This is a genomic window from Streptomyces sp. NPDC101234 (assembly GCF_044767525.1).
Lineage (GTDB): Bacteria > Actinomycetota > Actinomycetes > Streptomycetales > Streptomycetaceae > Streptomyces > Streptomyces sasae.
The window spans coordinates 70,561-86,368 of sequence record NZ_JBIWOA010000005.1 but is presented as its reverse complement, the minus strand read 5'-3'; the positions used below and the strand labels follow the sequence as shown (position 1 = coordinate 86,368).

At 65.2% G+C, this 15,808-nt stretch carries 7 protein-coding genes; 6 read left to right on the top strand and 1 reads right to left on the bottom strand.

Annotation, left to right across the window (positions count from 1 at the left end):
• Positions 1 to 469: 469 nt before the first annotated feature.
• Positions 470 to 4,990, top strand: coding sequence for an AAA domain-containing protein (locus tag ACIRR9_RS11045; RefSeq protein ID WP_403749878.1), 4,521 nt, complete (start codon positions 470 to 472; stop codon positions 4,988 to 4,990).
• A gap of 1 nt (position 4,991) precedes the next feature.
• A complete protein-coding gene (locus ACIRR9_RS11040; RefSeq protein ID WP_403749876.1) occupies positions 4,992 to 5,807 on the top strand; it encodes a hypothetical protein in 816 nt (271 codons plus the stop codon).
• Between the two features lie 294 nt (positions 5,808 to 6,101).
• Here the strand turns inward: ACIRR9_RS11040 and ACIRR9_RS11035 are convergent, their stop codons facing one another.
• On the bottom strand, positions 6,102 to 8,285 hold the full coding sequence (locus ACIRR9_RS11035) for an ATP-dependent nuclease (RefSeq protein WP_403749874.1): 2,184 nt from the start codon (positions 8,283 to 8,285) through the stop codon (positions 6,102 to 6,104).
• A 621-nt stretch (positions 8,286 to 8,906) separates the two neighbouring features.
• Between ACIRR9_RS11035 and ACIRR9_RS11030 the strand changes: the two genes are divergently transcribed.
• From ACIRR9_RS11030 to ACIRR9_RS11015, 4 genes are all read left to right on the top strand, one after another.
• A complete protein-coding gene (locus ACIRR9_RS11030; RefSeq protein WP_403749872.1) occupies positions 8,907 to 10,118 on the top strand; it encodes a hypothetical protein in 1,212 nt (403 codons plus the stop codon).
• Between the two features lie 535 nt (positions 10,119 to 10,653).
• The gene (locus ACIRR9_RS11025; protein WP_403749870.1) at positions 10,654 to 11,310 is read left to right on the top strand and encodes a hypothetical protein; all 657 of its coding nucleotides are present in this window, start codon (positions 10,654 to 10,656) and stop codon (positions 11,308 to 11,310) included.
• 22 nt (positions 11,311 to 11,332) lie between these two features.
• Entirely contained in the window at positions 11,333 to 14,425 is a 3,093-nt protein-coding gene (locus ACIRR9_RS11020; protein WP_403749868.1) for a hypothetical protein, read from the top strand.
• Positions 14,422 to 15,795: a serine/threonine-protein kinase gene (locus ACIRR9_RS11015; RefSeq protein ID WP_403749866.1), complete on the top strand. Its 1,374-nt coding sequence runs from the start codon at positions 14,422 to 14,424 to the stop codon at positions 15,793 to 15,795. The genes ACIRR9_RS11020 and ACIRR9_RS11015 overlap by 4 nt, the downstream gene beginning before the upstream one ends.
• Positions 15,796 to 15,808 lie beyond the last annotated feature (13 nt).

The following is a 15,808-nucleotide window of genomic DNA, read 5'->3' as shown; positions in this document are numbered from 1 at the left end:
GCAACAGGAAGCCTCCCAGGCCCTGGTCACGGTCCAGAGTGCGGCGCAGCTCGTCTTGTGGGCGCCACCCGCCCGACCCACCTGCTCGCCTTCGCCGCGCGCCGCACGAGAGCCGAACCCTACGTCGAGGCGATGACGGCCCGCGGCTGGTCCGGCCACGACATCAGCGTGTGCTGAGCCCGCGGCAGAAGGCTGTGGCCAGAGTGTCTCTCTGATCGCGGCCTGCGTCGTCTCGTAACGCGCTGCGCCGAGGCCACTGCCCCCTCCATGGCAGCCAGACGAAGAGAGAGGACACCGGATCGCCTTCATGTCCGGAAATGGTTGTGCGCGAGTTCCATCACATTGCCTGGCGTGCAGTAGCCATGGATTCTAAAAGGCTTGCCACAGTGGCAGGCGTTTGGGGGATGTGATGGCCCGCCCGGCAGTACGAGATGGCAGCGATCCCAAAGCCGTCCGCGACACTCGCGTATTGATCGACTGTCTGCAGGAGCTGGTGCGGGGCGCCGTCTCCAAGACCATCCGAAACTGTGACAAGTACTTGGAAACGGTGTGGCTCGCGGATGTCCCCGACGGGACCGTTCGGCGTGCTGCGGACGCCGACCCTCGCATCATGGTCGTCAAACACCGTCCGCCCAAAGAACCACCGCAGCTGCCAGCGATCCTGCTTGGCAGGGTGTCCACCGAGGCCGCCTCAACGGCTAGTCCGCAGGCCCCCGGACTGATCGACGACACGTCGAATGAGCGTCAACTGGCCGACGAAGTCCAGGCTGGTGCGCAGGAAGACCAGCTGGCCCTGGAGAGCGGCAGCTCCGCCGAACGCAAGGCGTACGAGACCTGGGCCGCCAAATGGATGCGATGGGCGCAGGAAGAGCTGGCGGCCGAGCCCCAGCGGCGACTGCACCAGCGTCTGTACCGGATGGCCAAGAGGGTCGAGCAGGACAGCGACACCTTCGAAGTGGTCCTGGCCGTAGGTCTGTTGCAGCTCGGGGCCGATCGTCCCTCGGCCCGGGTCCGCCGGCACATCGTGACAACACCGGTGACCCTCACAGTGGAGCCGGCATCGATCAACGTGACCGTTTCTCTGCTGCCGGATCACCCCGGCCGTCTGGAAGACACCGAATTCCTCAGCGAGTCCGACGGCTACACGTCGGAGCTGCTGGGGGTCGTGCGCTCCGCTGTCGAGGATGTCCCCTTCCGCCCGCTGTCCGACCGGGCGGCACAAGCCGTGCGCTCGTGGGCGCAGCGGGCTTTCGGGGTCGACCGAGTGCTCCCGTTCGACCCAACCGGGCAGCACCCAGATCTGACCGCCGAACCCCAGGTGCGATCACTGCATCATGCGCCCGCACTCATCCTGCGCGAACACAGCCAGCGCTCCGTGCTCGGCTTCTACGAGAGCATCGCCCGAGCGCTGAAACGTCCCGGAGCACAAGCTCCTCTGGGGCTCGCACAGTTGTTGTATGACCTCGAACCAGAGCACAGAACGGCCTGGGGGAGCAGGAGTTGCTCTGTGCCGCCGGCGCTGGGACCGGATCCGCTGTTCCCGATGATCACCAACGCGGCCCAGCGCGATGTCCTGGACCGACTGCAGCGCGACACCAGCGTCGTGGTCCAGGGCCCGCCGGGCACCGGAAAGACGCACACCATCAGCAATCTGATTGCCGCGCTCCTCGCCGACGGCAAGCGAGTCCTGGTCACCAGCGCCAAGAGCCAGGCCCTGAATGTGCTGCGTGACCAGCTTCCGGCCAAGCTGCGCAGCATGTGCGTGATCCAGAGCGATCAGTGGCAGGGCGGGAACTCCGATCTGAGCCAGTCACTGGCAGCCTTGGCGCACCTGAACGCGACAACGAACCTCGATCGACTCCAGCACCGCATTGACGACGCTCAGACCCAGAGGCGCCAGCTCATGGCCCAGCAGGCCAGAGTCCGGGACAGCCTGCGGCAGGTACGTGAAGTCGAGTGGTACGAGCACCCCGAGATCGCGCCAGGATACCGGGGACGGCTCGACGACATCGTGAAGGCAGTGGAGCAGGGCGCAGTCGAGTACGAGTGGCTGCCGCCGCTGGATGCCCAGGCCGCACAGGTCCCGCCCCTGACCGCGGACGAAGCTCAGCGGCTGTGGCTGCTCGTCACCCAGCACGGCCCCGGAATCCTCGACGCCCACATTCAGTACTGCCCCGACCCGGCCACTCTGCCCGATCCGACGGATGTCTCCCGCCGCATCACGGAACTCCAGGCAGCTGAACAGGCTCTCGGCCCCGAGCCCGTCACCCCCCTGGCACAGACGCTGGCGGACCACGGTGATACGCGGCTCACGGCGCTGGAAACGCTGCTCGACCGAGCCCAGCAGGCCTTGCAGAGAGTAGGACTGTCCGCGGACCCCGCCTCCTGGCAGGCGGACACCTGGTCCACACGCGCCCTGCAGGACGGCATCGCCCAGCGGTGGCAGCAACCGTGGGACAGCATCCGAAACGCCTCACACCGTGCACAGCAGACCCACGACGAGATAGCCGCCGCCTCCTTCCTGGAAGTGGAGACCCCCCGCCTCTCCGAAAGCGAGGAGAAGGAACTCCTGATCGCGGGCCGCAATCTGGAGCAGCACGTCCTGCGCACCGGAAAACTGAACACGCGATGGCCGCGGCCGGCTGTCGTCAAACAAGCCCGCTTCCTCCTCGAACAGTGCCGAGTAGAAGGCATGGCGCCAGCCGGCCGAGACCACATCATCGCGGTCGTACGGCATCTGGAGATGCGCGCCCACGCCCGCACCCTGCGCGGCCGGTGGACCGGAGTCGGATCGGCCGTCGGACAGGACACCTCCGAACTACTGACGTCCGAACTCCTGGACAGGGCCGCCATCCTGCAGGCCATCGACACCTGCGTGGAGGTCATCCGCCAGGTCCACGCAACACTGCTGGCCGACGGCATCCAGACACCGGTCACCACCGCCGAGCAGTGGTGCGACATCCGAAATGCGACAGCTCAGGCCCGCCAACTCCTGTACATCAGGACCGCAACACAGCGCTTCGAAGAGATCCTCAAGAGTCTTCCTCAACCCCACCCACATGGCGTCGAAGAGCTCCAGCACGCGGCAGATGCCGCGGCAGCCCGAGATGCGCATGCCTACGCACTGGCGGTGGACGCACTGGCCGTGGCGTACCAGCGTGAGGCAGACCGGCGCGAGACCGGGAAAATCTTCCAGTGCCTTGCTGAGGCCCATCCCGATCTCGCCAAGGACTTCGCCGGCGATCCCCTCGCCGCGCACTGGCGCTCGCGGTTCGCGGTCCTGCCCCAGGCCTGGGCTTGGCGGCAGGCACAGGAATTCCTGGAAACGCACCTGCTCCCGGGACGCGAAGAGCAGCTCGAAGGCGAACTGGCCCAGATCGAAGCCCGGCTGCACGACGTTGTCGAACAGCTGGTCTGCGACCACGCAGCACATCACTGCGTCAGCCGCATGACCACCAAACACAAACAAGCCCTGGCGGCCTACTCCAGCGCCGTAGCCAACGCAGGCCAGGGAACCACCGAGTACGGCAAACGCCACCAACGCCACGCGCGCTCAGCCATGCAGACAGCGCAAGGAGCGGTGCCGGCGTGGATCATGCCGCTGAACCGCGTAGCGGAAACGATCAGCCCCGAACCGGACTCCTTCGACGTCGTCATCGTCGATGAAGCAAGCCAAGTGGGCCTGGACGGCCTGCTGTTGCTCTGGCTCGCGCCGCGCATCATCGTCGTCGGAGACGACCGCCAGTGCGCCCCGTTCTACAGCGGCAGCAAACACGACCGCATCACCCAGATCTTCGACGAACGCATGGCCGCCCTCGAACCCTGGCAGCGCGAAGGCTTCGACCCCAAGTCCAACCTGTACGACCTGCTGCAGTCCCGCTTCACCGAAGTGATCCGTCTCACGGAGCACTTCCGGTGCATGCCGGAAATCATCAAGTGGTCCTCCATGCAGTTCTATCCCGACAACCAACTGGTCCTGCTGCGTCAGCACGGCTCCGACCGCCTCCCGCCGCTGAAGGTCGTCCACGTGCCCGAGGGCCACTGCGAAGGACGCCGGGACAAACTCATCAACCGGCCGGAGGCAGAGGCCGTCGTCAATGAACTGCACCGCCTCACCCAGGACCCGGCCTACGCCGACCGCAGTATCGGCGTGATCATCCTGCGCCACGGCGACCAGACCCGCCTGGTGCAGAACCTCGTCGACCAGCGCATCGACGTGTCTGCCCGTGAACGCCATAGCATCCAGGTGGGCACCCCCGAGCAGTTCCAGGGAGACCAGCGCGACGTCATCCTGCTGTCGATGGTCGTCGACGGAGCCAACGCCATCGCCGCGACCGGCCGGAACCACGAACGACGCTTCAACGTGGCCGCCAGCCGCGCTCGCGACCAGATGTGGCTCTTCCACTCCATGACCGCCGACCAGCTCAGCAGCAAGGACCTGCGGCGCTCCCTGCTCACCTACATGGTCAGCCCGCCACCGCCGTACACACACCCCCACCAGCCCGCCAACGTCAGCGCGGACCGCCACTGCGAGCCCTTCGACTCACTCTTCGAGCAGCGCGTCTTCCTGCGCATCAAGGAACGCGGCTACGACGTAGTACCCCAGTGGGAAGTCAACGGAAAACGCATCGACCTCGTCGTCACGGGAGGCCACGGACGCCTCGCAGTCGAGTGCGACGGAAGCCCTTACCACTCCACCCCGAAGCAGATCCAAGACGACGCCGAGCGCGAGCGGGAGCTACGGCGTGCCGGCTGGACGTTCTGGCGCATACGCAGCAGCGCCTTCGCCCTCTCACCCGAAGAGGCCTTGGAGCCTTTGTGGGAACGCCTGACCGAACTGGGCATCCACCCGAGCACCGTCCGCGAGACAACCGGCGACGACGCACTGACAGACCTGACCTGGACTCCGGTCGGCCTGGCCGAGGCCGAGCCCGATGAAGACGCGGACCCCTATGACGGCGAACCGGACGAAGACAGCGAGGGACACTGACATGGACAACTTCGACGACAGCACGCTCGAAGAACTCGCCGCCATGATCTGCGGAGACGAGCCGGGCATGAAACGCCGAGCCGGCTGGGAACTCGCTCCGTTCCTCCGCAGGGCCGGCTGGCAAGACGTCCCCGACCACGACGGCAGCCCGCGCCACCGCTGGGTCCACACCATCCTGCGCGAACGGCAGGAAGACCAGGCAGGGGACACCGAGCTCGTCATCCTGCGCCTGGCCGACCGGCGCGAATACCAACAACAACTCGCCGACTACGACGCCGTCATCCAACGCCTCCAGGAAGTCCTCGCCCTCGAAGGCCGCCGCGTCGACTACCGCAAGGGCACCCCGGTTCTCATCGAGTACGACCCCGACGAACCCCCTCGCCCTCAGCGCGTAGAGCTGAAGGTAGCCATCACCGACATCGTCTCCGACTCCGACCTGGCCCGCGCCGTTCAGCTACGCCTCGACGAAGCCCGTATCTGCCAAGAACACGGCGCCTACACCTCCGCCGTCATCATGCTCGGGAGTCTCCTCGAAGGCGTCCTCGTCCACGCCGCTGACGTCAGGCCCGCGACCGTGCCGCTGGCCCGGCCCGCCCGCGACACACGGCTGCAGGAGCTCATTCAGCACGCTCACACCAACCAGTGGATCGATCAAGACGCAAAAATGGCCTCGGACATGCTGCGGACCTACCGCAACCTGGTCCACCCCCTTGCAGAGAAGCGAGCCAAACACAGCGCGGACTTCGACACAGCCGACCTCTGCTGGTCCACAGTCAACGCCGTGCTCAACGACCTGGCGGCAAGCAACCCTCAATAGGCGTCGGTAGCGACGTTAACGAGTTTGACAGGAATGTGGCAGCATCTTTCCTACCCGTTAACGTCGCGTTGCTGTAGCTTGCCCCATCGACAGCGACCGCAGACTGAACGCAAACCCCTAATGGAAGCCATTAACAGAGCCCCGTTGCGGGGCTACGAAGACGGTAATGGGGGGCGCAATCAAATTCACTGCCAAAAGCGGAAGGTGGCTTTGCGGTTGGCACCTTCGAACCGGAAAGACCCGGGGCGTACTGAGATTCTCCGAGGCGGCGTACACAACCGAGAAGCGTCTGAGTCATTCAACTGTAGATGTTTCCCCGAGCTTAACTGTAGGTCCCTCTGTTGCAGCCTGCTCGGGAATCTCAACCGGGGGCGATTCCCCCGTTCCGAAGAATGCCTCGAAGATGAGGTCGAACTCGCAACCAGCGGAGTCTTTAAAGACAGGCAGGCCACGGATGGCTTCGGCAGTGGTGTACCGCTCACAGAACGTGCGAGCACGGTCGTTCTTGTTGTTCGATTCGTTCGTCTGCAAGTCCGGATAGTAGGCCTCGATGGCCCCACGTTCCCACACGTAGATGTTCTCTTCACGGAGCATTCGCAGCAGGTCCAGCTTCATCTTCTCTAGCTCAGGGTCACTGGCTTCCTCCAGGATCCTGCGCGCCGCGCCTGAAGCTGAGCGGGCGAAGAAGGCATCTACAGCGGCGTTCAACTCGTCGAACCCGCACAGTCCCTGGGCGTGCTCCTCCTGCTTGATCTTGGCCTGCCGCCACAGCTCCCGTGCGCTGCCGCTGGTACGGATCCCCTTGAGGGTCCTGCTGGAAACCTCATCCGATTCCTCCTCCTCCACCAACTCCGTGACCCGGCACACGAGCCGATCACGCAGTTCACGGCACTTTTCGCCGGCGCCCAGTTTGTCGAAGCCGTCAAGCACGGCATCCAGGTCAGCGATGACTGCGACCCGCATCTCGAAGCGCTGGAAGAACTTGCGGTACCGCTCGATGCTTCCTTTTCCCTCCACCTTGGCGATCGCGGCACCGCGCTTCTCGAAATCCCACTGGGGGCTGAGGGTGCGCGCGATATGGGGAATGAGAGTTCGGTCGCTGGGACCCTCCACGAGCAGAACGGAGTTGGCGAAGAAGGCGGCCTCGTTGTTCTCGTGCGTGATGATCTCGAACTGGTCCCGTGCGTTCATGTCGGACAGGTCAATCACACAGGTCCGGCTGGCCGGCGGGTCCAGAGTGTGGTCCTTGACGACCTTCACGAAGGTACCGGTTGCCCCGGGGGCACAGAACGCAGACGAGTGAGTACTGACCAGCACGTCGTTGTAGTGCGAGAAGATCGTCAGGGCTTCAAAGAGTTTGCGCTGCGCCTGCGGGTGGAGGAAGACCTCCGGCTCTTCGAACAAGAGCAGACAGGGCTGCTGGGCGCTGTCGGGCTGCGAAGGCCGTGCAGTCTTGAGGTCTACGTACGTACGCAGGATCGCGAACGCCACCGACCTGCGCAGACCGTCTCCCTTGGTCTTGAAGGGGCCACTGACGCCGTCGTTGATGGCGATCTGGGCCTCCTCCAGCAAACTGCGAAGTCGGGGTGGCGGAATCTCCAGACGCACACTCGCACGAGGGAAGGACTCTTGGAGGTTCTGCTGGATCAACGTCTCGATCTGGCGCACCTCCGGCAGCCGCCGGTCCGACTCGCTGCCGTCCTCCTCCGCCACCACATTGAGTTGGTTCCGCAGTTGGTCGAAAGAGGCTTCCAGCTCAGGGAGCTGATGCTCGATGTCTTCGAACAGCAGGGACAGGAGCCGACCGAACGTCGCTGATGACGTGGTCTTGAGATCGTCGTTCAGCTCTTTCACGGCTGGGATGTAGATGGGCTCCGGCAGCAATGGAGCCACCGATTTGTCCAGGCCGGTCATCAGGGGATCGTCGCCCGTGCTGTAGGCGCCTTCCGGGAGAGCGGCGACGAGTTCGGCCCACTCTCGTCTCACGGCCACACGAGTGATCTTGCCGGACAGCTTGTCGAAGATCTCTGGGTAGACGCCTCGAACGTTCGCCTCCATCTCCTCAGCGGAGATCTTGGGGCGGAGTACCTCCTCAAGAGCTGGTTTCCGCAAGCGGGCATCGCTGGGCACCTTCTTGACTACCCACATGGAGCCCTTGCCCGGACTGGCATACGTCCGGGCCAAGGTGAGGCGGCCGTCGCTAACCTCTGGCTCAATACGTGAGCGGTGGCTGTCCTCCAGGCGCTGAAGGTCAGCCTCGTGGATTTCGGAGAAGCTTAGCTGGATGCGAACGGGGCGGGCGGGATTGAGGAAATCGGCCTCCGTGACGGCGGCTGAGCGCAAGAAGATGTTCAAGGCCTGGAACACAGACGACTTCCCCGCGTTGTTCTCGCCGATCAGACAACCAAAGCGGGAGAGGCGGATGTCAACCCGGCTGAGCCCGCGAAAGTTATCGATCTTGATGTGTGCGAGGCGCATGGTGCTCCAGAAGACTGTCGGGCCGAACCGACATCGTAGAGGCCCGTGTCGCCTCGACGTGGAAGTTCGGACACCACGGAAGCAAGGCCCCTTCCGTGAGTTGACGCAGCACAGGGTGCAAGGGTCCCCGAACGGGGGCAGGAAGTGGGAGGCGTCTCCGCATCGACTCGAGGGGGTGGATCGGACCTGCCTACTGAGTCATGGAGACGGCCTGAGGCAAGGTCGTGGTCCCGCACTGATCTGGTAATCGGACCAGCGTGATCAGTGCGAGGGATCCCTGTCGTCCTGTGGTGAGGCGGGGTCCGGCAGTGATGAAGTGGAACCAGTTCGCCGATACGGACGGACTGCCGCACGCTCAGATGGGCCAGCAGTCGTGGCCACGACCTCGGTGTCGATCGCGCCCCAGGGTCTGACCGTGATCGCTAATCTGCCCATGGTTTGTCTATCAGATCGGCTACCCTACGTGCTGTGAGTGGCTGGGGGTGGCGGGATCAACCTGCAGTGCCAACTTCCCCTGTACAGATGCTCATCCCTCAAATGCCCAACGGAGTTCCACCTCGTCTGGGTAACACCGCAGCTGGAACTCCCACCTAGAGTCAGGGCACAACCAGGAACGGTTCAATGGTCGACGAGCAGTTTGAACTGGATACAGCGGCGGCAGAGCAGACCGTCGTTTCTGTGTTCAAGCAGATCGTCGCTGTCCTCGCGCGCCAGGCCAATGCGGCGATCGATGACGCGGCCCTGTTCCACCTGGCGAACACGCTGTTCGCTGCGTTTGCCCGAGCGGGTGAGGACGGGCTGACAACTGAGCAGATCAAGGCGGCATGCGCTGCCTTCCCGGACGATGTGATCGAGAACCGCTTGAGCGTCCTGCGAAAGCTTGGCGCGATCCAGCCCGCGTTTGAAAAGCCCTACCAGCGCGAGTACCGGGCCTCGTTCACCAGCTACGTCTCGATGCTGTTCGTCCAGCGAATGCTGGCCCGCGGAGGCCAGTCGGAATTGCACCAGCTTCTGACGATGGAGAAGATCAGGCTGGAGGGCGGGGAGAGTACAGCCGAGGAAGCCCTTGAGGTCGTCGTCGGAATTACCACGGCGCTTCGGCTCCTCGTCGCCGAGCTCGTAGCGTTGACCGTCAGCGGCACGGTGGAGACTCTGCGGGAGCGCGCGCCGCTGCTGTGGAACGCGAAGTCGCTAATCGACCAGGCGTCCGCGGTGCACGAGATCCTTCTGGAGTTCTGGCCAGAACTCAGCCGCATGTGCGGGGAGCTGAGATCGGCGATCGCCGCCTACGAAGATGCCTCGACGAACGCGTCGGCACGCCTGATGGCCGCAGCGGGGACCTCTCGGGCACTGAACCTCCTACCACCCGAGATGTGGAAGCGCTTCGCGAAGCGGGCAACCGTAGATGAGCTCGCAGCGATTCTGGCTGATCAGGTCTTTGACGCGCCGTCCCCATGGCACGACGCCGCTGACCTAGCGGAGGCCGCTGCGTGCAGGCCGCAGCCAACCGGCAACCGTTCGACGCCGCCGCGGTCCCGGGTCCCCGATGGCAAGGAGGCGCCCTACCAGGAATGGAGAGATGCGGAAGCCGAGCGGCTGGCGGCAATTGCCGAAGAGGTGCTTAGCGGCGAGGACTCTGTTGCGGTCGAACACCTTCTGTCGGACCTGGACTGGGTGACAGCGCGCCGCCTGCTGGCCGACCTGACTGCCGCGAGCAACAACGACCGGCTCGGCTACCGGCTGGCATGGTCCGGCCCGGTCCAGGTACGGGCAGGCAGCGTGCCGTCCTGGCTTACCCCCGGTGTGTTCGAGCGAGTACGGAGGACCGCGTGAGTGATGCGGACGCGGCGCTTTGGTGGGCGAGGGCGCGAGCCGAGGGTCCGCTGCGCATTCCGGCAGCCACACGAACACCGGCGGGCATGCTGCGAATGGTGGAGCAAAGTGGTGAGCGCTGCTGGCTGCTACCCCGTCCACCCGACGGTGTGACGCCAACCGTGCTGCGCGAACTACGGATGCCTGCACTCCCTGTGGAATTTCCGAACGAGACCAACCGGGTCCTTGCCGCGGCGCTGCGGTGCTGCTGGGCCGACGTCCAAGCAAGCCCGTGGCCGGGCCAGCCGGCAACGATGCACGAGGTACTGGACGTAGTGGACCAGCTCATTCCTGGACGCGAAAAAGAAGTGCTGCACCGCCTCGGAATGGGAGCGTTCCGACGTCTGCATGCCAGCCGATGGTTGGACATCGATGACGAGGCACAGAGCGTCCGCCTCGGCCCCCGGGCGGCTACTTGGCCCGACCAGGATCTCCCCGTACTGCGGGACCTGTGGCGGGAACTGCCGCCCCCTCGACCTGACGGGAAGTCGGACCGATGAACGGCCTGTTCGATGACCTGCTCCAGCCGCTCGGCGACAAGCAGCGCGACGCGTTGGTCTCAGCCTGGGCCGCACTTGAGTACGGCAGCGAGCCCGCCAGCGAGGCGGCGCTGCCCGCCCTCCGAGACGCGGCGCTGCGTCACCTGCTTGACCAGATGCTGCACAGGACCGGCCGCACGCTTGTCCCCGCGGGCGGCTACCTCTGGACATCGGGGTACCGGGACGACATCGCTGCGGAACTGGTGGCGAGCGGCTGGGGGATACTGCCACCGCTGGAAAGGGCCGCGCTGGTATTGGTGCTGATCCACTCAGTTGCCATCCCCCGGGCAGAAGGACGCCTGACCGGGGACGACTGGCAGTCGAACTACCCGACGACACCGACCCGACTGCGGAAGCTATCGCAGATTCACGGGCAGCGGCGTCTGTCCGATGCCTTGCAATGGCTGCGCGCGGCCGGGCTGGTCCGCCGCGTGGTGCATGCCGCTGACCGCGAGACAGCGGGCGCCTCCTACGTTCCTGGGCCCGCGCTACGCCGGCTCACTCCGGCCGCGCGCCAACGACTGCAGGAGAACCTGATCCTGGCCGTGGGCCCGGATACCGCGCTCGCCACTGCGATCACGGTCCGCCGGAACCTCGGCCACCCCCAGAAGTGACGATTTCTCCGAGGAGCGGTGCATGAGCGGCAATAGGCCGCCTGAAGACATTGTCGGTGACCGTGTCCTGGTCGGCCTTCAGAGCGTGCGAATCTCCAGGCTTTCCACGCACCCCATCCCGGTTGCAGCCGGCACTCTCATCGCCGTGGCCGGGCAAGGGCCGAAGGACTCCAACGGGGCAGGGAAGTCGTCACTCCTGGCTCAAATCAGCTTGCTGCATGCCGATGAGCAGTGGCGATTCGGATCCGGCGCGCCCGCCGCGGTCGACCTGCTGTTCAATTCCGAGGATGCTGGCGGTGAAGACCGCTGGGGTAACGCCGACCACGGGTACCTCATCGGCGTGTTCGCGCCCGCCGCCGGATCCCTCGATGAACTACAGGCCGGCGCCCTGACCGTGTGGATTCGGATCGACCGCAGCCGCCAGAAAGGGCCCCGGCTGAAACTGCGCTGGCAGGACGGTCTGCGTCTACCCGCTGGAGACAGTGAAGCCGAACGGGAACAGTCCGCCGACTCGGTGTGGCAGGACCTGCCCCCGCGGGCCGGACGGCAGGACGTGGCGGCCCGTGACCTTCCGCGCACCCTCTACGGGGAGCACGTGCGATGCGTGTCGTTCCTGTCGACATCGGTGCGGGCCAGCGCCGCGCCCAACCTCCTCGCCCAACCGCTCAACGAGATCTCCGAGCGACGGATCTTCGAGGCAATCGCTGCGCTCACTGGCATCGACCACGAACTACAGCAGGAACGCCAGGCACGCCGCAACGAGTACGACCGCCTCCAGGAAGCCAGCAACGCCGAGTCCGACCTGACCACTTGGGAAGCGCGTACCCAGGTGATTGAGGACGGTATCGACGCCCGCGACCAGGCACGCCAGCAGGTCGTCGAAGCCGTTGACCGCTGGCGGTCACACATAGCACGGCGGCTGTACGACACCCTCCAGCGCGACGCCGACATCCAAGCCGAGATCGCTGGGATCGCCACCGAGATCGAGCAGGACAGCCGCACGGTTCAAGAGCTCGTCAGACGAGCGAAGGAGCTGGCCGACGACGAGGCCTTCACACAACGGCAGCGAGCTGCGATGAGCACATTCGACAGGCTCGACAGCGTCGACCGTGACCTGGACAAACAGGTTGCCATGCTGCAACAGAAGATTGAAGAAGCAGACGGTCTGCTGCGCGAGGCCAGGCAAAAGGCCCGCGACGCCGACGGACGCGACGAGCCAACCGCCAACCAAGAACGCGCTGACGCGGACACTCACTTAGAAAAGATGGTCAAAGCAGTCGGAGTGGCGGAGAAGGCGCTGTCCGATGCCAAAGCAATCCTGGAGGACGCGAAGAGCGGCAGAGACCTGGCCCGGCAGCAGATCGACGTCCTTGCGACCGAGAGAATCAGCGGCATCTGTCTGCTCGACGCCATTGTCCTCACCGACCAGCAGCGGCCAAAGTGGGAGCCGGCCCTATGGCCGTACCGTGAGGCCGCCGTCGTGGACTCCCACGATCTCGACAAGGCCAGTGTGCTACTCGCGGACCTACCCGGCTCGACCTTGATCGCGGCCAACCTGACCGCAAGAGCAGGGCACGTTGACCTCCCAGGCAATGCCGACCCTCGATACGACCTGAGTGGCTTCCTCGCGGCCCTGGATACGCGAGTCACCGCCCACACCAACCCTGACCGCGTCCAAGACGACGCGGGCATCGTGACTATCGGCGGCTTTCCCAGACCCGTCACCGACCGCGCCGCACGCATCGCAGCCGCACGAGAGCGCGTCCATCAGCAGTCCGACATCCTCCAGGAGGCCGAGAGGAAGCGGAAGGCTGCCGTACAGCAGGTCACCGTCGCTGAGCGCCGGCAGAAGGGCGTACGAGCCGCGGCTGAGACCGTTGAGCTGGCCAGAAAGATCAGAAATCTGCAGGTGCAAGATCAGGCCGCCCAGGATGAGCGCGCGAAACTGACCCCTGAGATTGCGGCTGCAGGCGCCGAACGGGATGAGGTGCTCCGCTTGGCGGCAGTCCGCGAAAATCAAATCACGTCTCTGCACAAGCAGAAGGATGCCCTCGACGAATCAAACAAGGGCCGGCGAGATAAACGTGGAAACCTCCTGAAGGAACAAGCGCAGATGGACCTTGCCGGACTGCAAGCCCAATGGGACGGCCCCCTCGAATCCGCCAGCGAGCACCTACTCGCCTTGCCGGATAACCAGCAGTCCTGGACGGCGGAAGACTGGTGGGAAGAAGCCAAGATTCTGATCAGCGCCGCGATATCCAAATGCTTCCCTCCCGCAGCCTCTCAAACTGTGCCGACGGAAATCACTGACCTGCTGGCAGAGTTCAATCAGCGTGGACCCGGCAGCAGCACAAGGGCACAGGCCGTCTTCACCCGGCTGCGCCACGCACTCCACGTCTACCTGCGCCAGCACGAAGACACCGACCAGTACGAGCGCCAGCAGATCGCCATTCAGCGCAAGGAACGCCGCGAGAGCCTGAACGCCGCACGGATCGGCCACGAGGAGGCTGTTCAGGCCAGCCGGGCTCACCGAGGAGCGCTCACTTCTGCCATCAAGCAGAAGCTGGTCGACGTCACAGCCGCGTTCGACCGGCTCGATATGACCCACGGCGGATACGGGGCCTCGCTCCACTGCGACGAACCTCCACCGCCGGCCGACCCCACCGAGGACTGGGACTGGAAGGTCACGCCGATGTGGCGGCGCGCCCGCGGACGCAGGCACATCCCCTACAACCGGCGGGCCAACACCGCACAGATCGATGATCGGGCGATCAAGCTCGTGTGCGCCGCCGCAGCCGCGAGCGGCACAGGCCGGCCACTCGTCCTCGTTCTCGACGAACTCGGCCGCAACCTCGGCAAGCAGCACCGCCGCGAGGCGGTCGCCCTGCTCGGCCAGATCGGCAGGGAGAGCGGCATCACCGTCGTCGGCGCACTCCAAGACGACATGGAGTCCTACGCCATCGACGCCTGCGGCGAATTCATCAAGCTGCGCCGCAGCTCAGACTCCAGCCCGTACAACGAGCAGCCCGTCATCGTCGGATACGACGAGCACGCCCCACGAGTCGAACTGCTCCGGGCCTGGCTGACCGCCAATGAGTACATGGAGCCGACATGACCACCTTCCGAACCCGCCCACGCGGCTTCGCCATGCGCCACCTCAACGTTTACCCCGGCCTCACCACGTACGCAGTCCCCCTGTCCGATGGTGACTACAGCACCGACCGCCGCGGCAATCCCAAGATCACGCGCGTCACTCTGGAGCCCGAAGGCTTCCCCGCACCCCGCCGCCCGCCCGGCATGACCGACAGCCACTGGGCCTTCGCCACCACCAGCCCCCGCCGATGGCAGTCCGCCGTGACCACATTCGGCGACCGTGCCGAGGAGATAACCGCAGAACTTGCCCGCAACGGATGCATCGTCCTCGAATGCGACTTCCGCGACGCCCGCGTGGTCCTGCCACCCCGTGGTTGGGCTCCCCATCCTGACCTGCATGCGGCCCAGCGAGAGCGCACCAGCCAGCGCGCTGCCCAAAGGGCCACTCAGGACAACGAAGCACGCCGCCTTTCCGCCGAGCTAGCCCGCTATCCCGCCGCCCGACCATTGCAAGCCATCCTCAGAGCACAACGGCACGGTGCCTACCGTGACCACGTCATCGAGGCCGCCCGCGTCCTTCTCGCCGACGAGACCATGACCGGCATGGGCGAGGTCGAGCCCTGGGCTCCTGTGCAGTGGCTCAAGCGCGGAACGAAGTCGGACTATGAAAAGGACCAGGAGCCGCTCGCTGAGGGCGGCCAGGGCGCTGTTTACGGCGGCGTGCACAAGCACGCCCGCATTCCCGTCGCCCTGAAGCAGCTCCGCTACGGTGACGAGGACTCCGTGCACCGCATGGGGCGGGAGATCTCCATCGGTCACCTGTACGGACAGCACCCGAACGTCATGCCGGTGCTTGACTCTGCCCCAGACGGTCGATGGTTCGTCATGCCGCTTGCGAACGGCAGCGCAGCCAGCCACGCGGAGCGTCTGCGACGGGAGACCGGAGCTCTGCGGGACCTCGTCACAGCGGTCTGCGAAGGACTGCGCCGTCCGCACGCCGATGATCGGATGCACCGCGACATCAAGCCAGTAAACGTCCTCCTCCTCGACGGCAAGTGGGTCGTGGCGGACTGGGGGTTGGGCCGTCAGCCCCGAGGAGAGACCAGCGTTCCCCACCGAACGCGGACCGGCACCGGCTTCGGGTCCGAGGGATTCGCCGCACCGGAGCTGGCATCCGGAAACCCCCATCATGTGGCGGCCAGTGCTGACATCTACAGCATCGGACGACTCATCGCAGCCATCCTGACCGGTGAGCGTCCCGAGCAGAACGTCTCCCTGCTACCCGCAAACGGACCATGGCGAGCCGTAGTAGAGAAGGCAACCCGCCACAAACCGACCGACCGCCCGCAGGACGTGGACGAACTCCTCCGCATGCTCAAGGACATTCCGTGACTGTTCCCACACC